Source organism: Terrirubrum flagellatum, assembly GCF_022059845.1.
GTDB classification, from domain to species: domain Bacteria; phylum Pseudomonadota; class Alphaproteobacteria; order Rhizobiales; family Beijerinckiaceae; genus Terrirubrum; species Terrirubrum flagellatum.
Window position 1 is genome coordinate 246,616 of the sequence record NZ_CP091853.1, and the last position, 19,526, is coordinate 266,141.

18 protein-coding genes are annotated in these 19,526 nt (G+C 61.0%); 14 read left to right on the forward strand and 4 right to left on the reverse strand.

Annotated elements, in window-relative coordinates; all coding sequences use genetic code 11:
• Positions 1–15 precede the first annotated feature (15 nt).
• Positions 16–1,323: a type III glutamate--ammonia ligase gene (gene glnT, locus L8F45_RS29665; RefSeq protein WP_342364073.1), complete on the forward strand. Its 1,308-nt coding sequence runs from the start codon at positions 16–18 to the stop codon at positions 1,321–1,323.
• A 155-nt stretch (positions 1,324–1,478) separates the two neighbouring features.
• Entirely contained in the window at positions 1,479–1,616 is a 138-nt protein-coding gene (locus L8F45_RS29670; protein ID WP_342364074.1) for a hypothetical protein, read from the forward strand.
• A 241-nt stretch (positions 1,617–1,857) separates the two neighbouring features.
• Here L8F45_RS29670 and L8F45_RS29675 read toward each other — a convergent pair whose 3' ends face one another.
• Positions 1,858–2,322, reverse strand: coding sequence for a hypothetical protein (locus L8F45_RS29675; RefSeq protein WP_342364214.1), 465 nt, complete (start codon positions 2,320–2,322; stop codon positions 1,858–1,860).
• Here L8F45_RS29675 and L8F45_RS29680 point away from each other — a divergent pair.
• Both L8F45_RS29680 and L8F45_RS29685 read left to right on the forward strand, forming a co-directional pair.
• Positions 2,224–3,102: a Fic family protein gene (locus tag L8F45_RS29680; protein ID WP_342364210.1), complete on the forward strand. Its 879-nt coding sequence runs from the start codon at positions 2,224–2,226 to the stop codon at positions 3,100–3,102. The genes L8F45_RS29675 and L8F45_RS29680 overlap by 99 nt on opposite strands.
• Before the next feature lie 443 nt (positions 3,103–3,545).
• Entirely contained in the window at positions 3,546–3,779 is a 234-nt protein-coding gene (locus tag L8F45_RS29685; protein ID WP_342364075.1) for a hypothetical protein, read from the forward strand.
• 24 nt (positions 3,780–3,803) lie between these two features.
• On the opposite strand, the gene L8F45_RS29690 is transcribed toward L8F45_RS29685, so the two are convergent.
• A complete protein-coding gene (locus L8F45_RS29690; protein ID WP_342364076.1) occupies positions 3,804–4,373 on the reverse strand; it encodes a hypothetical protein in 570 nt (189 codons plus the stop codon).
• Positions 4,374–4,516: 143 nt separating this feature from the next.
• Entirely contained in the window at positions 4,517–5,074 is a 558-nt protein-coding gene (locus L8F45_RS29695; RefSeq protein ID WP_342364077.1) for a hypothetical protein, read from the reverse strand.
• 292 nt (positions 5,075–5,366) lie between these two features.
• Between L8F45_RS29695 and L8F45_RS29700 the strand changes: the two genes are divergently transcribed.
• The 7 genes from L8F45_RS29700 (at position 5,367) to L8F45_RS29730 (ending at position 13,714) form a co-directional block, all read left to right on the forward strand.
• Positions 5,367–6,449 carry a type IV secretory system conjugative DNA transfer family protein gene (locus tag L8F45_RS29700; protein ID WP_342364211.1) on the forward strand — a complete coding sequence of 361 codons (1,083 nt, stop codon included), beginning with the start codon at positions 5,367–5,369 and terminating at the stop codon, positions 6,447–6,449.
• A gap of 778 nt (positions 6,450–7,227) precedes the next feature.
• Complete coding sequence (locus L8F45_RS29705; protein ID WP_342364078.1) at positions 7,228–8,385, forward strand: ABC transporter substrate-binding protein; 1,158 nt, start codon at positions 7,228–7,230, stop codon at positions 8,383–8,385.
• A 123-nt stretch (positions 8,386–8,508) separates the two neighbouring features.
• On the forward strand, positions 8,509–9,306 hold the full coding sequence (locus L8F45_RS29710) for a hypothetical protein (protein WP_342364079.1): 798 nt from the start codon (positions 8,509–8,511) through the stop codon (positions 9,304–9,306).
• 232 nt (positions 9,307–9,538) lie between these two features.
• Positions 9,539–10,933, forward strand: a complete 1,395-nt coding sequence (locus L8F45_RS29715) for an LLM class flavin-dependent oxidoreductase (protein WP_342364080.1) — start codon at positions 9,539–9,541, stop codon at positions 10,931–10,933.
• The gene (locus L8F45_RS29720; protein ID WP_342364081.1) at positions 10,930–12,060 is read left to right on the forward strand and encodes an ABC transporter ATP-binding protein; all 1,131 of its coding nucleotides are present in this window, start codon (positions 10,930–10,932) and stop codon (positions 12,058–12,060) included. Before L8F45_RS29715 ends, L8F45_RS29720 begins: the two co-directional genes overlap by 4 nt.
• Positions 12,057–12,923: an ABC transporter permease gene (locus tag L8F45_RS29725; protein WP_342364082.1), complete on the forward strand. Its 867-nt coding sequence runs from the start codon at positions 12,057–12,059 to the stop codon at positions 12,921–12,923. The genes L8F45_RS29720 and L8F45_RS29725 overlap by 4 nt, the downstream gene beginning before the upstream one ends.
• The gene (locus L8F45_RS29730) at positions 12,920–13,714 is read left to right on the forward strand and encodes an ABC transporter permease (protein ID WP_342364083.1); all 795 of its coding nucleotides are present in this window, start codon (positions 12,920–12,922) and stop codon (positions 13,712–13,714) included. Before L8F45_RS29725 ends, L8F45_RS29730 begins: the two co-directional genes overlap by 4 nt.
• Positions 13,715–13,719: 5 nt before the next feature.
• On the opposite strand, the gene L8F45_RS29735 is transcribed toward L8F45_RS29730, so the two are convergent.
• On the reverse strand, positions 13,720–15,369 hold the full coding sequence (locus L8F45_RS29735) for a PucR family transcriptional regulator (protein ID WP_342364084.1): 1,650 nt from the start codon (positions 15,367–15,369) through the stop codon (positions 13,720–13,722).
• 205 nt (positions 15,370–15,574) lie between these two features.
• Here L8F45_RS29735 and L8F45_RS29740 point away from each other — a divergent pair, with 205 nt between their 5' ends.
• Genes L8F45_RS29740 through L8F45_RS29750 form a run of 3 tightly spaced genes read left to right on the forward strand, consistent with a single transcriptional unit; the run spans position 15,575 to position 19,435 of the window.
• Complete coding sequence (locus L8F45_RS29740; RefSeq protein ID WP_342364085.1) at positions 15,575–16,807, forward strand: saccharopine dehydrogenase family protein; 1,233 nt, start codon at positions 15,575–15,577, stop codon at positions 16,805–16,807.
• Positions 16,804–18,297: an aldehyde dehydrogenase family protein gene (locus L8F45_RS29745; RefSeq protein ID WP_342364086.1), complete on the forward strand. Its 1,494-nt coding sequence runs from the start codon at positions 16,804–16,806 to the stop codon at positions 18,295–18,297. The genes L8F45_RS29740 and L8F45_RS29745 overlap by 4 nt, the downstream gene beginning before the upstream one ends.
• Positions 18,298–18,340: 43 nt before the next feature.
• Positions 18,341–19,435: a flavin reductase gene (locus L8F45_RS29750; protein ID WP_342364087.1), complete on the forward strand. Its 1,095-nt coding sequence runs from the start codon at positions 18,341–18,343 to the stop codon at positions 19,433–19,435.
• Positions 19,436–19,526: the final 91 nt, after the last annotated feature.

The window sequence follows — 19,526 nt, forward strand, 5'->3', positions numbered from 1 at the left end:
GGGCGAGGAGGGAATATGACGCAGAATCTTGCGGATTTCGCCGCAGACAAAGGCGTTCGCTATTTTCTCATTTCCTACACCGACCTGTTTGGAACGCAACGCGCCAAGCTCGCGCCGGCGGCGGCGATCGGCGACATGCAGAAGGACGGCGCGGGCTTCGCCGGCTTCGCAAGCTGGCTCGATATGACGCCCGCCGACGCGGATCTCTTCGCGGTGCCCGACGCGTCATCGGCGATCGTTCTTCCCTGGAAGCGCGAGGTCGCTTGGCTTGCGGCGGATTGCCGGCTGGGAGACTCCGCGCTCACGCAGCAGCCGCGTATCGTCCTGAAATCGCAGATCGCGCGCGCCGAGGCGGCGGGCTTGCGGATTCGCACCGGCGTTGAAGCCGAGTTTTTTCTCATCGATGCTGATGGAGAGAATATTTCCGATCCGCGGGATATCGCCGCCAAGCCCTGTTACGATCAGCAGGCCCTGATGCGTCGTTACGATATCATTACGGAAATTTGCGATGCGATGCTGGAGCTGGGTTGGGGACCGTATCAGAACGACCATGAGGACGCGAACGGCCAGTTCGAGATGAACTGGACGTTTGACGACGCGCTCGTCACGGCTGACCGGCATTCTTTCTTCAAATTCATGGCGCGTTCGATCGCCGAAAAACACGGGCTGCGCGCGACTTTCATGCCGAAACCATTCGCCAGACTGACCGGATCTGGCTGCCATACGCATGTTTCGGGATGGAGCCTCGACGGGAAGACCAATCTGTTCGCCGACGCTGACGACCCGAACGGCCTTTCGGAGATCGCCTATCATTTTCTTGGGGGCGTGATGGCGCATGCGCCGGCGCTCGCGGCGATCACCAACCCTACTGTGAACAGCTACAAGCGCATCAATGCGCCGCGCACGGTTTCCGGCGCGACGTGGTCGCCCAATACCGTCACCTGGGCCGGCAACAATCGCACGCATATGGCGCGCATTCCTGCTCCGGGCCGTTTCGAGCTGCGTTTACCAGATGGCGCCGCCAATCCCTATCTGCTTCAGGCGGCGCTGATCGCCGCCGGCCTCGACGGCGTCTCAACGCGCGCGGAGCCAGGAGACCGCTTTGACATCGATATGTACGCCGAAGCACACAGGGCGAAGGAAGCAAAACGGCTGCCTCTCAACCTGCTTGATGCGCTACGCGCTTTCGACGCTGACGCGACCCTGAAAAGCGCGCTCGGCGATTCCTTCAGCGCCGCCTATCTCAAGTTGAGAATGGATGAGTGGCACGGCTATTGCGCCCACTTCACCCAATGGGAGCGGATGACGACGCTCGACGTATAGACCCGCCACAACGGGCCGATGTCGGTCGGCTACAGATTGAACGCCGTTGGCGCGCCAAATGCGACAGCGCCTCTGACAACGATTGATCCCGCACAGAAGGAACTCGCCGAACTCGAGGTCGATCCGCCGATGGTTCGGCATCCGTCGTTCGATTCATGCTGATTTCCCCGATCGCCCTGATTAAGATCATCGCGATGGCGCGGGAGGATGCCCCTACATCGGTCGCCGAATATCCGGTGATGCGATCCTGGCTGTCGTCTGTCATCGCGAAACGCGCCGAGGCATCGGTTTGAGATCTGTCGGCGCCGTCTGTCACAACGCGTGGCCTGGTTGCGGCAGCATCATTGATGTGAATCGATGATGGCCGACTGATTCCAACATCACCATGCCCACATGCGGTCTAAGCCAATAGGCCATCTGCCCCCAGGCGCCCAACGATCCCAATTGAAGCGCGTTTACGGCTCCGTCTTCAGAATTCGTCGATGTTGGCTGAAAAGATCGGCCATGGGATCGGCCGATTTTGGTTGAAATTCGCTATTTCCGCATTATTATCAGGTGCTTGATAAAAGGCGAAATCGGCCAAACATGCCAATTGAAACCGTGCAGCGGATCGAGCCGGCGAGGCCCGAAGAGATCAGCGAGCCCATCGCCAATGCCGTTGCCGAGCTTGCCGCCGCAACGTCGGCGCTTGGCAAGGCTCTGCATCCTCGCACGGCCGCAAATCTTGCTGCGCTCGTGCGGATGATGAACGCCTACTATAGCAATCTCATCGAGGGACATAATACACGGCCGCGCGATATCGTCCGGGCCCTTGCCGGCGAATTCGATGATGATCGCGAGCGCCGCAACCTTCAGCGCGAGGCGGCGGCGCATGTCCATGTCCAAGCTGAGGTTGATCGTTTGGCGCTTGAAGGCCGCCTGCCCGAGCCTGCCTCCGCTGAGTTCATCCGCCGGCTGCATCGGGAATTCTATCGCGACGCGCCGGAAGAGTTTCTCCATCTGCGCGGAGCAGAGCGTGATTTCGTCATGCAGCCGGGCGAGTGGCGCTCACAGGAAAAGCATGATGTCGCGGTTGGACGGCATGTGCCTCCGGCAAGCGAGCGTGTGCCGGATTTCATGCGTTATTTCGAGGACCGCTATCGCTTCGCGCCACTCGGCAAAGCCAGCCGCATCGTCGCTATGGCGGCGGCGCATCACAGGCTGAACTTCATTCATCCTTTTCCCGATGGCAACGGGCGCGTCAGCCGCCTGATGAGCCACGCCATGGCGCATGAAGCAGGGATCGGAGCTTCCGGATTGTGGTCGATTTCCCGCGGACTCGCGCGGGGCCTTGAAAGCCGAGCCGAATACAAGCGCATGATGGACCTTGCCGATACGCCGCGCCAAGGCGATCTTGACGGACGCGGTAACCTTTCTCAGCGTGCGCTGAACGAATTCATCCTCTGGTTTCTTAAAGTCGCGCTCGATCAGGTCACGTTCATGAGCGGACTTTTTGATCTTGCAGGGCTGACACAACGATTGCGCCAAATTGTCGAACGCCATCCGTCGCTCAAGCCGGAAACCGCGCGACTTTTGGAAGAGGCGCTGCTGCGCGGTGAGTTCGAGCGCGGCGACGCCTCGCGCATCACACAGCTTCCGGAGCGCACAGCGCGGCGCGTGCTCAACGACACGATCGCGCTCGGACTGCTGGCCTCGGATACGCCCAAAGGCCCTGTATCCCTGCGCTTTCCCGCCGGGATGCTCGAACTGTTGTTTCCCCGCCTGTTTCCTGAGACGTAGTGAGGCGCACCGAAAGCCGCATTGGTCTGTCGTTCACGCGACCACAAGCAGATGGAATGCGCGCAGTTCACACGCCGTCAACTCGTCGGCGTGTTGTCGATATGATGTCGCGCGGAATGCATCTGTGTTCCTATTTGGCGCACTTGGTATGTCAGGCGCCTTTCGGTGATGAAGAAAATCGTTGGCCGCATCTTAGCAGATTTTGAGCGGCTGACCTTCAGGCGTTTGGCCGATGCTGCGTGCCGCGACTAAAAGAAATATAAACACGACTTTTGCGCTTCTCCTCGCGTTTCGCGACTGCGTTGCGAACAAGAGATCAGTTTGGATCAGAAATTCCCGAAATTCCTCAACGTCACCTCGCCATGCGTAACAAGCATGACTCGTCTTGCCGCTCATCTGCTAGCAGACGCGGCTATAGAGATGTCGTGAGAGATGCGTTCGTAATGGCGATTCACACAGTAGAGGAAAAGATTGCGATCACGGCTTCTGAATTGCGCAGACGTTATGACATGCTTCGGGCAACAACTCTCATCGGGCAGAAAATGGAAAAGGCGCTCTTTCAAGGCCGCGCGCAAGACGTCCTGTTTTGGGCGCTGGTCTTTTCCAAGTTCGCGGACGAGAAGCTGTGCGACGAGTTGCGCGCTGCAGTGCTCGAAGCGCTCGATCTGGCCGACTAAATTTGCCAGCGCTAACGATTCAACTCAAATTTGCGCTTCGCCTACGACGATTGATGCCTGATCCGACGTCGGGGGATTGGTTGCGATGCCGTTTTGCAGCAGAGAATCGCCGGGTCCGTTGTTGCTGCACGTGGCCTGACCATCCCGACAATTGGGGTCAGCGAGCGAACGGGCGTTTCGGGCCATGTCGCAGATGGTGGTACCGTTGGAGTCCGCAAATCCGGAACAACGCCCTGAGTCCACCATCTTCTGGCAGTTGCCGGTTCCCAGCTGGATGCAGGCCGCGATGAAACCTGCATCCACACGCTGACCGTCGAAGGTTCCCTGCGAGGCCAACTGCTTCACAGCCGGGGTTTGATATCCGTCGTTCGTCAGCCGCGCCCAGGCGTTGGTCTGCTCCTGGAGCGACATGCAACCGAAACCTTCGCGGTCGGTCTGCGCATATTTCCGGACGTTGGCGTTGTTGAGCTGGAAGACGCCAGTGCAGCAGCTGCCGTTATAGACGCCCTTGTTGCCGCCGGATTCAAAGCGGCCGAGACCGCCGAGGGAGCAGGACGTTCCCTTCAATTCGGAGCGAAGCGGCGAAGCATTCACGGCATTCGTAATCTCCTGCGCAGAATAATTTGTGCGTTCGCAATATTGTTGCCTTTGTGCGACCGCAGGCTGCTGGGACAAAAGGCACGCGACCACGACTCCGAGCCAACGACAAGAGGGGCTGGAAGAATTCATGTGTTGGCTCATTGTTTGGGTAAGGGAATTGAGCGCGCGCATTCCGGACGCTCTCGCCCGCCGACATTCGCCCTGAGGTCGACGCGACGGGCTGCTTCATCGAATTTGACGTAGACGGCGTCGGTGCGATTCTTCTCGGGTGTGTCGTCATCGTGGTCGGTATAGCAACCGAGAGCGTCAATCCGCGCGAGCTTTCCGGCTGAGATCACGACAATCCGTAGAGGGCATATCGATGGCGCGATATCGGCGCCCTTGCTATTGGCGCCGCTGTCGCAGGCGCGGTTGAGAATCGTGCTGACGATTGCGTCGCCGTTGCTGCTTGCAAATCTGGCGGATAACGCGGTGATGTAGGCGTTTCGGCCATTGAGGTCGCGTTTGAGCGCCCTCTGCGCGTAGTCATTCGCTTCGGCAATGACGTCAGGCCAGACGATCGTTTGCAAGGGATCGCTAGGCGAGACATCCCGCAAATCGTGAAACGTCATCTCGCGCCAACCTGATTCGCTTTGCGCTATCGTTAATGTCGCGCTTGTCAGGGTGAGTACAGTCGCGGCGGCGATCATCGTCACAGGCGATGCTAATTTCGTCGCACTTTGCCTGATGCGGTTTGATTTGGGATTCCTCGGATTTGGTCGCATCAGTCATCTCGAACGGAGATTTTTCGGAAACACGCATCCACCTGCTTTCCCCCAACAATGACGCCGAGCCGCACAGCGCGGGCATCGACGTCGTAGGAGGCGTAGGCGGTGGAAGATGCGCGTCGGGTTTCGGTGGCCTGAGATGCCGTTGAATTCACGAAGCAGCCTTCGCCGGCCTCCATCACTCGCGCAACCGGAAACCCGAAACTCCGCCTTGTTCAACGTGAACATGGCGCTGAATCCCTGGAACAATGGGTTGATCTGCGCAGCGACGGAAACATCCGACTTTGACATCCGCGAGCTCAGAAGAAAGCGGATGACAATCTTTATCGGCTGCACCATCGCCGAACTCGCGATCTTCCAGCCGCTGATCCGTATCCTGCTTCAGCAAGTCCACGATCTCATGATGGCGAAGCTGCCGGGAAAAGACGAGCCACTTCAGGTTCTGCTCATGCTCGACGAGTTCTACCATGTGGGCCGCATGGATTCGCTGATCTCCAAGATCACGATCAGCGCCGGTTATGGCTTCCGCATGGCGATCGTTCTGCAGGATCTCTCGCAGCTTGATGAGCTCTACGGCAAGAGCACGCGCATCACGACGGTTTCAGGGTCGCAGATCAAGCTGTTCATCCAGATCAATGACCTCGAAACGTCAGAGTTCGTTTCGGAGATGCTCGGCGATACGACGACGATCTATAAGACGCCGGTCGTGCGGCGAGGCGAGGGGATCTTCGCGTCGCGAGTCTGGGCGCCTCACTACGCCAATAAGCCGCTGCGAAGTCCGCTGGAGCTTCGCGAGTTGCCGGCGCTCACCGCGATTTTGATGCTGAAAAATTCCAGGTCGTTCGCGATCGGCAAGATCAGGCACTACAATGACAAGCCGTTTAAGAGCTTCTATGAAGTGGTTCGCAGACTTCTGGAATTGCCTCGCCTAGGAACTTGGCGAGATGAGCGGACCAGCGATCGAGACGACCATGCCCGACCGCAAGCTCAAGCCGACCCTCAAAGGAGCGAGCCGCCCGCACATGAAGCCAATCTTATAGCCCGGACAGGAGCGTCCGCGAAGAAGAAGCCGCTTTCCCTCGGCGATGCGCCGCCGACTTCGCCGGGCGACAATTGCGATCTGCGTGCGGCCTTAACCGCCGCTACGAATTCTGGGCGAAAACAACTGCGGGCTCTGTTTGATGAGCAAAAAGACGAACAATCTATACCGGAAGCTAAGCTAGATGACGTTCGTGCCGCGATAACGGCGTTGAATGATAGTTTTGGTGATGACGGCAGGCCTGGAGGCATCACCGAGTTGTAACGTCCCGGCCCCGCGACGGTGGCTATGATCTCATTGGCTCTTCCTCGGATTACGTCTCAAGTTGACTCAAATCAGACATTGAAACTCTTCATGAATACGTCTGCTTGCACCATCAAAGCGGACAGCGACGACGATTGGCCGCCACGAGTGTCTTTCTGTCGCGATTTCAACCTCCGCGATGTGTGACGGGGTGCTGAGCATCTATGCAGCGTTCGCGATTTCTGTCGGCGAACACCTTCCTTCGGTCTCCGTCATCGTCCACCCATTCGTCTTGAGGAGAGGACGAAGATCAACGCGCACTGCGATATTTTGACTCGCAATCCGCCATTCAAGGCGGATCCAAAGCCCATACTGGCGTGAGCCACATAGGCCTCCCGCAGAAAGCGGGCCCGGCGGGTGACCGCAAAAGCTATGGAATCGGGATACGAGCAAGGGAGGACGCCATAAATGCAGAACGCCGATGCAGGAACAACAACCACGGGCGCCGGGACGCTCTTACCGTTCCTCAGCCACTGGGGTAGTAAATATGGCCTCAGAAATATTCCTGCGATATCAATAAATTATATTTGCTCCAGATCGGTGATGGGCAACCAAAGGGGAGGTGTGACGCGATCCACGCCCCGCTCGCGGCGCTGAACCGGCTCTTTTCAGAGGTATCCTGAGCCTCGACATTGCGTAGAGCAGATGCAGATGGCGACTCGACTCTTTGTCCGTTGTAGCGGGCGGGACTCGGCCTAGCATTTGCGAAGACGGGATGGCGTGCGCCATGGAGGGACCGATGATCGACCGCTACGAACTGGAGCGCCGGGTCGAGCAGTGGGTCGCCCGGCGGAAGCGCCAGCCCTTCGGGATCGACCGACGCAACCTGCTACTTGGCGGCGCTGCGGCAGTCCTGTCCATGGCTCCCGCCATGCGAGCTCGCGCCCAGGCGCCCGGCATGCCAGAACTGAAGAGCGTTTCGCCCAAGCTGAAGGGGACCGGACAGGTCCGCATCTGCAATCCCGGCGGCGCCATCGGCGACGCCGAGCGGATCGCGATGTACGAGCCTTTCGAAAAGCTGACGGGTATCAAGGTTATCGAGCAGAGCGGTTCGACCATCACCAAGATCAAGGCCCAGGTCGATTCGAAGAACATCGAGTGGGACGTCGCCACGACCGGGCGTTCGAACGCCATGGCGCTGCTTGCACAGGGCGACTATGCCGAGCCGATCGATTATTCCGTGATTGATGCTCCTGGCTTGGCCGAACGCTACAGGCAGAAATACACCGTCACCTATTTCCTGCTGGCGACGGTGATGTCCTATCGCGCCGATGCTTTCAGGACGACGCCTGTGGGCTGGAAAGACTTCTGGGACACGAAGAATTTCAAAGGCCCCCGCAACTATATGGCAGGCAACGCGGGGCTCGGCGTACAGCTTTTCCCTGCGCTGATTGCCGACGGCGCGCCCATGGACAAGCTTTATCCGTTCGATATCCCGCGCGCTTTCGCCAGCCTCGACAAGATCAAGGACGACATTGTCACTTACTGGACGACGGGCGCGCAGTCGGCGCAGCTCATGGCGGATAACGAAACAGTGATGGGCATCGCCTGGAACGGCCGCATCGGTCCGTTGGTCAAGCAGGGGCTCCCGGTCGGCATGTCTTGGGACGGAGCGCAGTTCCTCAACGACGACTACATCATCCCCAAGGGCACGCCGAACTACGCCAATGCGATGAAATATATCGCATTCGCGCTCCTGCCGGAAAGCCAGGCGCGGTTCAGCATGTTGATCGACTATGGCTACACCAACAGCGACGCCGACGCTCTCGTGCCGGCGGAGCGGAAGAAGATTCTGCCGAGCGCCTATCTCGACAAGGGCTTCTTCCAGGACGACGTCTGGGAAATGAAGCACTTCAATGAAATGACCGAAGCTTGGGCCAAATGGGTCCTGAAGTAGGCGTCGAGGTCGAGCGCCCGATGCGTGTATGAGGCTCTGGAAGCTGCCGCTTGCGATAGCGTGGGGCAGATCGCCGCGGTGCGGAGAGATCGCTACGCGACAACAAAGAGAGGCGATACCGCTATGCATGTGCGCTCTCTGCTGAAATTGTCGATGTTCGAGATCGAGATTGAAGGCCGCCCTGCGAGTCGCGACGACGTCTTTCCCGTTTGGCGCGAGAGCGACCGTTTCGGCGTTGTGATCGATGAACCGTTCGGCGCGATCGGCGCCACGCACCTGATGCAACTCGCGATGACAGGGTTCTATGACGTCAAACCATCGCGCCGATCCGAACTCGCGGTCTATCCGGAGATTTACGCCTTTCACATCGGCAAGGGCCACGGCTCTCATGCGCCCTATGACATATGGCCCGCGCGCCGCGAGGTGATCATCGAGAGCGGCGATCCCCGCGATCTTCTCGACGCGATTAACGACCGCGCCATCACGCGTCTCGCCCTGCCGGATATTCCGGAGGGCGACGCAGACTATCGTCCCAAGGAAGCGGAAACGGCGATCGATCGCCTTGTCTCATGCTTCGTCTATCATTCGGGAAGCAGGACGCCGGACGCCGACATCGTCATCCGCGGAGTCGATCCGCGCACGGAATACAATCCGAATCAGACGCTGAAATTATTGGCGGAACGCGGAATCGCAGAAAGCGCGTCGCCGGGATCTGCGCTCTTCAAGGAGGCCGACGCGGCCTACATTGAATGGCTGCGGCGGCGCGAGGCCGATGTCGAGCCGAACGTCCGCGCGCAGGTCAAAGCCCGACGCGAGGCCTTGCGCGAAGGTGGAACGGTCGCGGAAACCTATCGCCGAATCAGCGTTCGGCAAGCGCTTCGGCGTCTGGCTTCGACGAATCAACCGCTTCAACCGGCCTGAGCGTAACGCGATCCGAAGCGAGGCGCCCGCCCTTCCTGCCAGCCTGCCCAAAGGCATCGACAGTCAGTACAGCAGATGCGGACGGTGACTCGACTCTTTGTCCGTTTGTCGCGGATATAGCGACGGATAGCGTTCCCGATCAGTAAATTGGCGATCCTGACGCGGCGGCGATGAGTCCGGCCAATCGCGGCCGGGCGCCGCGACGGGGATCACGACAGGCCGGAAACCGCTCATGCCCGCCAAAAAGCAGATCTCGTTCAACCTCCTCGACATGGCGACTGTCAGCCACAACAATTACGGGCTCTGGGCGCATCCGTCGAACCAGAAGCACGCGCGTTACAAGACTGTCGATTTCTGGATGGACTTCGCCAGGGAATGCGAGCGCGCTCGCTTCGACACGCTGTTCCTCGCCGACGCGCTCGGCGTCTCTGCAGGCTTCGGCGGCAGCAATGACGTCGCCATCCGCGAAGGCATGCATGTGCCGGATCTCGATCCGTTCACGCCGATTGCCGCCATGGCCGCTGCAACGCGCTCGATCGGCTTCGCGGCGACCTGTTCCACCACCTACGAGCAACCGTTCCATCTTGCGCGCCGGCTGAGTTCGCTCGATCATCTCAGCAACGGCCGGATTGGCGTGAACATCGTCACTTCCTACCTGCCCAACGCCAACGAGAATTTCGGCGTCGATCCCAACAAATACACCCATGACGAGCGCTACGACGTCGCCGATGAATTCATGGAGGTCTGTTACAAGCTGTGGGAGGCGAGCTGGGAGGAAGGGGCGATCCTGCGCGATCGCGTCAATCAGGTCTTCGCCGATCCCGTGAGGGTTCATCGCATCGATCACAAGGGCAAATATTTCAGCGTCGCCGGCCCCCATCTCGTCGAACCGTCACGGCAAAGGACTCCCGTCATCTATCAGGCGGGCACCTCGGGCCGCGGCAAACAGTTCGCAGCCCGACATGCGGAGGTCGTCTTCTGTGGCGGCAGGTCGCTTGACGCCGTGAAGGAAAATGTTCGGGCGATCCGCGAAGAAGCGGTTGCACAAGGACGCCGCCCAGACGACATCAAGATTCTTGTGGGCGCAACGATTGTCGCCGCGCGCACGCGCAGGCTCGCGCTGGCGAAAAAGGAAGACTACCAGGAAATGACCCGCGCCGACGGCTATGTCGCGCATATGTACGGCGCTGGCTTCGACCTCAGCCGTTTCGGCCATGACGAGGTGATCGCCGAAATCATCAAGCGCGGTGGCGCGGGCGCCGAACATCTCGGACGCTATCCCTATGCCGCGGGCACGACCGTCGGTGACGTCATTCGCATGTCCGCCGATATCGCCGGCCATACGACGGTGCCGCTGTTCGCCTGCGGCTCCGGAGAGGACATCGCTGACGAGATCGAGATGTGGATCGAGACTTTAGGCTGCGACGGCTTCCTGCTGCGCCAGCTCATCACGCCGCACACGGTCGCCGACTTCGCCGACTATGTCATGCCTGTGCTGCAGAAGCGGGGCGTTTATCGGGAGGACTATGACGGCTCGACGCTGCGGGAGAATCTGTTCGGCGCCGGCCAGCGGAAGCCGCTGGCGAACCATCCCTCGGCCGCCTATCGCGCTGCGGCCGGCGAATGACAGCAATCGGACAGGGTCTCAGCGACTATCGCGGAGAGCCGCTTGGCGCATCGGTTCGGCTGACGAATCTGGAGCGAAACTACAACGGCGTGCGCGCAGTCGAGGACGTCTCATTGACTGTCGAAGCCGGGGAGTTCCTCTCGCTGCTAGGCCCGAGCGGTTCGGGCAAAACGACGACCCTCAAGATGATTGCAGGGTTCGAGGATCCCGACCGCGGCAACGTCGTCATCGGCGGACGCTCGGTCATCGGCGTCAGCGCCTCGCGCCGGAATCTCGGCATGGTGTTCCAGAACTACGCCCTGTTTCCGCATATGACCGTGTTCGAAAACGTGGCCTTCCCTCTGAAGATGCGGAAGCAGCCGCGTGGCGCAATCCGCGATGCGGTTCACGAAGCGTTGTCGCTCGTCCGTCTCGAACATCTCGCGGCGCGCAAACCCGCAGAACTGTCCGGCGGTCAGCAGCAGCGCGTCGCCTTCGCCCGCGCCGTCGTTTTCCGTCCGCCGCTGTTGCTGATGGACGAACCGCTGGGCGCGCTTGATCGCAAGTTGCGCGAGGAAGTCCAGCACGAGCTGAAGCGGGTGCAGAAGCGTCTTGGCCTGACCGTCATCTATGTCACGCACGATCAGCAGGAAGCCTTGTTCCTGTCCGACACCATCGCGCTGATGGAGAATGGCCGCATCGCCCAGGCGGGCTCTCCGCCTGAGCTCTACGAGAAGCCGAACAGCCGCTTTGTCGCCGAATTTCTCGGCGAGTCGAATTTCATCTCAGGCGCGCTGATCGAGAGTTCAGGCGATCGCGCCGTCGCGACGCTTCCCGATGGCTCTTCCATTGTCGGCCGCGCGATTGGACAGCTCGAAGGCGCCGTTGATATTCTCGTACGCCCCGAGAAGCTCGATGTCGCCGCTGGCGAGACAATTCGGCAGGCCGGCGCGAACCGGATCGCGGGATGCGTCGAGATGGTTAATTTCCTCGGCAGCGAACTGGAGTACGAAATCCGCACAAGCGGCGGCGCGCTGGCGGCGCGCTCCTATCTGCGCTCGGGCTTCGCGCCGCTGCCAACCGGCAGTCCAGTGACGCTTTCGTTCTCGTCCGCTGACTGCATGATGTTTTCGGCAGCGCGGAAATGAGCGCGGTCTCATCCACAACAGCGCATCATCAAGCGCTGCGCCGTCGCTTCAAGGGCTTTCTCCCCGCGCTGCCAATCGTCGTCCTGCTCGGCGTCGTGTTCTTTTATCCTGTTCTCAGCCTGCTCTCGATCAGCGTGACCGAACCGCAGTTCGGATTCCAGCACTATCAGCGCCTGCTTGCTGAGCCGATCTATCTGCAGATCGTCTGGCGCACGACATGGATCGCGCTCGTCGTCACCGCAGCGACGGCGATCATCGGTTATCCGCTCGCCTTCTACCTGACCGCCGCCTCGCCGATGGCGGCGCGCATTGCGATGCTCGCGCTGTTCGTTCCGTTCTGGGCGAGCATTCTGGTTCGCGCCTACGGCATCATGGTCATCATGGGGCGCAACGGACTGCTTAACAACGCGCTCATCGCGCTCGGCGTGATTGATCGGCCGATCCAGTTTCTGTTCAATACCTGGGTGGTTCAGGCGGCGATGATCCAGATCCTGCTGCCGTTCTTCGTGCTGCCGCTCTATGGCGTGATGAAAACGATCGATCCGAATCTGACTGGCGCGGCGCGGGGCCTTGGCGCGTCTTCGCTGCAGGCCTTCGCCAGAATCTATTTTCCGCTGACCTTGCCCGGGGTCTATGCGGGAAGCCTGATCGTGCTGGTGTTTTCCTTCGGCTTTTTCATCGTGCCGTCGATGCTTGGCGGTCGCCGCGACGTCACCCTGCCGATGCTGGTGATCACGCAGTTCGAGGGGCAAATCAACTGGGGTTTCGGCGCCGCAATCGGCGTAGTGCTGCTGGTTGGAACGCTGATGATCATCTTCGCTGTGAGCAAGCTCGCCGGAACGGAGAGGATCGGTTTGCGATGAAGCCGAACTGGACTGAACGGCTCGCCGGCGGTTGGGCCTGGCTCGTTCTCGCGCTGTTGAATCTGCCCATCCTGGTGGTTGTCGTGCTGTCCTTCAACGAAGGGCGGGTGCTGTCCTTTCCGCCACGCGGACTGTCGTTGCACTGGTATGAGGCTTATTTCGCCTCGGCGCGCTGGAAGCTCGCCACGCTGAACAGTTTCAAGGTCGCTACCGCCACCGTGCTGATCGGCGTGCCCATCGGCGTTCTTGCGAGCTTCGCGCTCGTGCGCGGCGATTTTCCAGGCCGCAAACTCGTGCTCACGCTGGTCTCGGCGCCACTGCTCCTGCCGGGCATCATCGTCGCGATCGCCCTATACTTTTTCTTCGCGCGTCTCGGAATGATCGGCACGTTCCCGGCGATGGCGCTGGCGCATATTGCGATTACTGTCCCGATTGTCGTCATCAGCGTGAATGCTTCGCTGTCAACGGTTGACGAAAATCTTGAACTGGCCGCCGCCGGACTCGGCGCCAATCGCTGGCAGGTGTTCTGGCATGTGTCGCGGCCGCTGATGCAGCCAGGAATTCTGACCGGCGCCGCCTTTGCGTTTTTGATGTCCTTTGATGAGCTGCCGATCGCGCTCTTCATATCAGGCACGCTCGGCGAGACGTTGCCGGCGCGAATGTGGTCGAGCTTGAAAGATGAGCTCGACCCGATCATCGCGGTCGTCTCGACGTTGCTGATCGTCGTGACGGTCGCTCTGTCCCTGGCTGGATTCTACGTTCAGCAACGGCGGGGGAGCGGAATCCGTTGATGACGTCAATCCTGTCCCGCGATGCGCCAGGCGAGAAGCTGAAGCCTCAATTCAAAGCGCATGGTCGCCGTCAATTCCGTGTCGAGGATTTCGCTGATCCGTTCCAGCCGGTAGAGAATCGTATGCCGGTGGATGCCGAGCCTGCGCGCGGCAAGGCTCACATTCCAGTCGACTTCCAGCAGGCATCCCAACGCCTCGACAAGCGATCCGTGCAAGCTGCGGTCATGCTCCTTGAGCTTGATGATCGCGGGGCAGATCTCTTCGAGATTCGCGCTCGAGATAAGACTGCGCAGCGCGCGAAGAAGCACTGTCGCGTGATCGGCATGAACGACGGCCCCTTCCGGCTGGAGATAGTATCGCAACCGCATGAGCTCCTTGACGTCCTCGTACCTGGCGGGAATGTCATTGGGATTGGCGATGACGCCGCTGACGCCGAGAAGCGGGCTCACTCCGTGTTCGCGCAGATGTTCGACCAGAGTCGAACTCCAGTTCGAAGCCCTGTCGCTGGGTTTCTGCACCAAGCCGATAATGGAGCGATCCCGGATCGCCAACGCGCAGGCCCCGGCGCGGCGGCGCAAGAATTCGGCCGTCAGCTCGAGAGCTGTCTGCAGATCGCCGCTGTCGATTGTCGCAATGAGCACAGTCAGCGGATCGGCGCCGCGAAGCCCGATCTCGACGAGCGCGCCGACGCTCGGCGGCAGCGCACCGGTCAGCAACCCGATAAGCTGCCCGTCCGCGCGACGAGCGACGCGGAGTAGTTCGTCCTCATGGGAGATCACGAGCGCTGCCACCGTCGCGGCCGCTTCGGCGAGGCGGCCGGCGACGCCCGGCGACATGGCGCCGGCTTCCATCACCAGATAGCCGCGCCGGCGTTCCGCGATAAAGATCGGCGTTGCAACGCCGATCGCCTCGCCGCTCGCGCCGACGAGTTGCGAAGCGACGCGTCCGGACCGGCTGAACGTCGTCACAGCGAGGCCTGCGCGCAATGTCTTCTCGTCAAAGGTCGGCTCGGAGGGAGCAACGCGGCTCGCTGCGACCGGTTTGAAATTTTCGTTGCAGATGGCGACCGGGGCTCCGGCGACATTGGCGATGCAGGCGCAGAGGGCATGCAGGTCGCCTTTCTGCAGGACTACAGCGAGAAGCTCATGGTTCAGTTTCTGGGAAAGCTCCATGAAACGATATTGCGACTCGACGAATTGAGTCAGCAGAACGCGGGTAATGTCGCCGAAATTGACCTTCCACGGGATAGCGATCAGCGGAATCTCGAAAATATCCGCCAGCTCCCGCATGCCTTTCGGAATTTCCTGAATGTAGTCGCCGATCGCGATAACCAGTCCCGCCGAGTGTCTTCGGTCCATGATCTCGAAGATCTCGCGCTGAAGCGCCTCGTCGTTGGCGAGCGCAATGCCGGATGTCAGCAGCAACTCGTGGCTGTCGAGAGAATCCTCCATGTCGCGATGGTCGACGACATGGACCCAGCTCATCCGTCGCGACAATCCGGCGGAGCCGGCGACCACCTTCGCCTCGTCGAGCGGGGCGATCCGCAGGCATTCCTCGACGGTCATCCCGAAGTCGGAAATGCCCGCGACGCCAGACCTGGTCTTTGCAGCCTGCTCCGTGGACGAGCGACGGCCTTTGGTGCTTGCTGCAGGCATGGTGTGGCTCCAGCGGGACGGCGTTTCCGAGGTCGATCTTGCAACAGGGATGCCATGACAGGCAAAGGCTCTGTGCGCGACATCGCGAGATACCGACAGCCTGTCGCAACCAATCCAGCCGCGACTGGCCCGTTAGTCCAAAGCTGTCGTGAATGCATCCGACTAGGATCGCAGTCAGCCGAACAACCGCCGACAGACGAGAAATATGAGCGCGAAGAAAAACATTCACCTGATCGGCGGCGCAGGCCTGATGGGAGCAGGCATTGTCCGGGACCTTCTCTCGGATCGCGCCATCGTGGATATCGGGACGATCCGCGTTTTCGATCTGTCAGCGAATGCGATTGACCGGCTCAAAAACGAGACACGGGACGAGCGGCTCGAAGTCGCGACGCTCGACGTCTCGGACAGGCAGGCGCTCCTCGCGGCGCTGAAAGGCGGCGACATCTGCATCAACGCCGTGCCAACCATGGCCGGCTTCCAGATGCAGATTTTCGAGGCTGCGCTGGAGGCGCGCGCGCCCTATCTCGATCTGGGCGGCCTTGGAACCTACACCGTACTCCAGAAGGCGGCCGACGAGCGATTTCGCGCAGCGGGCGTCTGCGCCGTCATCGGCGTCGGCGCCGATCCCGGCATGTCGAATGTGCTCTGCCGGTTCGTGGCGGATCAACTCGACACCATCGACAAGCTTAACCTCTTCTGGGCGGCAGAGCTGGTGGGACCAGAGAATCCGGTTTTGGTGCCGCCCTACAGCGTCTCGACGGTGCTGGCGGAATATGCGCTGCCGAGCACGCAGTTCCTTGAGGGACGCTATGTCGAGGTTCCGCCGATGAGCGGAGTCGAGATCATCGATCTGCCGGAGCCGTGGAATCGCTGCGAGTTCATGTATTCGCCCCATTCCGAGCAGCTCACCGTGCCGGTGGCGAAAGGCATCGCGGAGAAAGGAATTCAGGAATTCACATGGAAGCTGCATTTGCCGCATCGGGAGCACGCGGCATGGGCTGGGCTTGTGAAAGCCGGTTTCGGCAACGAGGAGCCGATCGATGTCGACGGCGTCGCCGTCCAGCCGACGCGTTTCCTCGTCAGCCTCATCAACCGAAACATCGAGCAGAACCGCGATCGCATTCCGGAGCAATCGTCGCACGAGATTCATTTTGTCATCGGAACCGGTGCAAAAGACGGCCGCGCGCGCCGTGTTCGCGGCGAGGTCATTGTGAGGCCGAACGCAATGTACGCCGGCTATGTCGATGCGGCGACGTCGATGAACGGATCGATCGCCGCCCAGCTCATGCTGACATCGCGTCTGACGCCCGGCGTTTGGGCGCCCGAAGAATTCTTTGAGACGCGGCCCTATTTCGCCGAGTTGAAGAAGCGCGCCTTCGAGGTGCGGCTGACAGTCGAGGATGATGGCGTCGTTGTCAGCGAGTCGCGGGCGGCATGACGGCCACACTCTTTATCGACGGCGTCTGGCGGGCCGCCGCAGAGGGCGGAGTCTTTCCGGTCATCGATCCCGCGACGGAGGAGACGATCGTAGCCGTATCGCTAGCGGGCCAGAGCGATGTCGACGCCGCTGTGTTCGCCGCGCGAAGCGCGTTCGACGAAAGCGAGTGGACGAAATTTCCGGGCGCGCAGCGGGCCGCCATCCTGCGCCGAATCGCCGACATCATCCGCCTTCGCCGCGAAGAGCTGGCGACGCTGGAGGTTCGCGACAACGGCAAGCCCATCGCTGAGGCCCGCTGGGACATCGATGACGCGGCCGGCTGTTTCGACTTCTATGCCGGGCTTGCCGAGTCCGGCGCTCCGGACGAGCCGATCGCGCTTGGCGATGCTCGTTTCAGCAGCCGCGCCGTGCGCGAACCGGTCGGCGTCGTGGCGGCGATCATTCCCTGGAACTATCCGATGCTGTTGGCCGCCTGGAAGGTTGCCCCAGCGCTTGCGGCGGGTTGCACGGTCGTGCTGAAGCCCTCCGAATTGACGCCGCTCACGGCGATCGAACTTGTTCGCATCGCCGCCGACGCGGGCGTCCCCGCGGGCGTCCTCAATCTCCTCACGGGTTACGGCGACGGCGCCGGACAGCCGCTTGCGCAACATACCGGCGTCGACAAGATCGCATTCACCGGCAGCGTTCCGACCGGCGCGAAGCTGATGGCGGTCGCCGCGCAGGATATCAAGCGTATCAGTCTGGAACTCGGCGGAAAATCTCCCTTCGTCGTTTTCGCCGACAGCGACGTCGAGCAGGCCGTCGAGTGGATCATGTTCGGCGTATTCTGGAACCAGGGACAGGTTTGCTCGGCGACCTCGCGCGTTCTCATCGAAAGGTCGCTGTACGCTCCGTTATTGGCGCGGCTTGCAGAAGCGGCCGCGCAAATCTGGATCGGCGGCGGCCTTGATCCAAAGGTCAAGCTTGGACCCATCGTCTCGGCGAGCCAGCACGCAAAGATCGTTGCGGCGATCGAGGACGGCGTTCGATCTGGCGCGCGGCTCGTATCTGGCGGCCGACGGCCGGCCGGACTCGACAAGGGTTATTTTATCGAGCCAACTATTTTCGCCGACGCGCCCATCGATAGCTCGCTCTGGCGGGACGAGGTGTTCGGGCCGGTGCTATGCGTCAGGCCTTTCGATAGCGAGGACGAGGCCGTCCGTCTTGCGAACGACAGCCGCTACGGGCTGGCGGCGGCGGTGATGTCAGCCGATGCGGATCGCGCCGAGCGGGTGGCGCGGCGGCTCCGCGCCGGCATCGTCTGGATCAACTGTTCGCAGCCGACCTTCGTCGAAGCGCCATGGGGCGGCTACAAGCAGTCAGGCATTGGCCGCGAGCTGGGCCGTTGGGGTTTCGAGGCGTGTTTCGAGACTAAACAGATCACCCGCTACGACAGCGACGCTCCGTGGGGCTGGTATCTCGGAACGCCCGGCGATGGGGCTGATGCATAGAGAGGCGTTGCGCCGTGACGATCCGTCTGAGGGAGACTGTAGCATGACGGCGCATATCGCTCCCGAAGCGATCGACGCTCATCGCTTCCGCGCACTCATGCGCAGCGTGGCGTCGAGCGTGGCGGTAATCACGACAGGGCACGACGGCCATCTCCATGGCATGACGGCGACAGCCGTATGCAGCGTTTCGGCGTCGCCGCCGCGGTTGCTGATCGTCGTGAATCGCTCCGCGCGCAGTCATCCGCTCATCACAGCCAGCCGAAACTTCACCGTCAATGTTCTGGCCGAGGCACAACGCGAACTTAGCGAGCGGTTCGCTTCCGGCGCGGACAACCAGTTTACAGGCGTTCCCTACGATCTCGCTGGAAATGGCAGCCCGGTCATTCGCGGCGCCGCCGCTCATATGGAGTGCATCCTGGTGAGCGAGACCGAGATGGGAACGCATACGATTTTCGTTGGCGAGATCATTGGCGGCGGCATGTCCGGTGCCAGCCCTCTTCTCTATCACGACGGCGCATACAAGGCGCTCACGCCTCGCGTCAGCCAGTATGATATCGCGCCGCTGTTCCTTGAACGCTGGTCGCCGCGCGCCTTCACCGACGAAACGATTTCCGCTGCGCAACTGATGCCGCTGCTGGAGGCTGCGCGGTGGGCTCCGTCGTCGATGAACGCGCAGCCCTGGCGCTTCGTCTATCTGCTTCGCGGCGGCGCCGGCTGGCGGGAAACGCTCGGCTGCCTGTCCAACACCAATCAGTCCTGGGCGTTTCGGGCCGCGGCTTTGATCGCTTTCGTGTCGAAGGACACGCTGGAATTCGGCGCGGAGACGGCGCCGTCGCCAACGCACAGCTTTGACGCCGGCGCGGCCTGGATGTCGTTCGCATTGCAGGCCTATCTCTCGGGCTGGCATACGCATGGCATGGCGGGTTTTGATCCTGTCCGGCTGCGCGCTGTGCTCGCCGTGCCCGACGGGTATGTCGTCAACGCCATAGCCGCCATCGGCAAGATCGGGGATCGATCGCTGCTGGAAGACAAGCTGAAGACGCGCGAGAGTCCCGCAGGTCGCGCCCCGCTCGAAGAACTGGTGTTTGAAGAGCGCATGAGGATTTTCGACTCGCCTCTGCGGACCTACAACAACTGAATCGAGCTTGGGAAAGCTGATGCTCGTTGCGACGCGAATTCGTAACCCAAAGCGGCCGGTCGTGCGACCGGGAGGCGGAGTCATAGCTGCA

Excerpts from the sequence above, each read along its gene's own strand:
- L8F45_RS29720 (WP_342364081.1), top strand. The coding sequence starts at position 10,930 with ATGACAGCAATCGGACAGGGTCTCAGCGACTATCGCGGAGAGCCGCTT.
- L8F45_RS29670 (WP_342364074.1), top strand. The coding sequence starts at position 1,479 with ATGCTGATTTCCCCGATCGCCCTGATTAAGATCATCGCGATGGCGCGG.
- L8F45_RS29735 (WP_342364084.1), bottom strand. The coding sequence starts at position 15,369 with ATGCCTGCAGCAAGCACCAAAGGCCGTCGCTCGTCCACGGAGCAGGCT.
- L8F45_RS29730 (WP_342364083.1), top strand. The coding sequence starts at position 12,920 with ATGAAGCCGAACTGGACTGAACGGCTCGCCGGCGGTTGGGCCTGGCTC.
- L8F45_RS29745 (WP_342364086.1), top strand. The coding sequence starts at position 16,804 with ATGACGGCCACACTCTTTATCGACGGCGTCTGGCGGGCCGCCGCAGAG.
- L8F45_RS29740 (WP_342364085.1), top strand. The coding sequence starts at position 15,575 with ATGAGCGCGAAGAAAAACATTCACCTGATCGGCGGCGCAGGCCTGATG.
- L8F45_RS29675 (WP_342364214.1), bottom strand. The coding sequence starts at position 2,322 with ATGGAGAAACTCTTCCGGCGCGTCGCGATAGAATTCCCGATGCAGCCG.
- L8F45_RS29715 (WP_342364080.1), top strand. The coding sequence starts at position 9,539 with ATGCCCGCCAAAAAGCAGATCTCGTTCAACCTCCTCGACATGGCGACT.
- L8F45_RS29750 (WP_342364087.1), top strand. The coding sequence starts at position 18,341 with ATGACGGCGCATATCGCTCCCGAAGCGATCGACGCTCATCGCTTCCGC.
- glnT (WP_342364073.1), top strand. The coding sequence starts at position 16 with ATGACGCAGAATCTTGCGGATTTCGCCGCAGACAAAGGCGTTCGCTAT.
- L8F45_RS29705 (WP_342364078.1), top strand. The coding sequence starts at position 7,228 with ATGATCGACCGCTACGAACTGGAGCGCCGGGTCGAGCAGTGGGTCGCC.
- L8F45_RS29725 (WP_342364082.1), top strand. The coding sequence starts at position 12,057 with ATGAGCGCGGTCTCATCCACAACAGCGCATCATCAAGCGCTGCGCCGT.
- L8F45_RS29710 (WP_342364079.1), top strand. The coding sequence starts at position 8,509 with ATGCATGTGCGCTCTCTGCTGAAATTGTCGATGTTCGAGATCGAGATT.
- L8F45_RS29685 (WP_342364075.1), top strand. The coding sequence starts at position 3,546 with ATGGCGATTCACACAGTAGAGGAAAAGATTGCGATCACGGCTTCTGAA.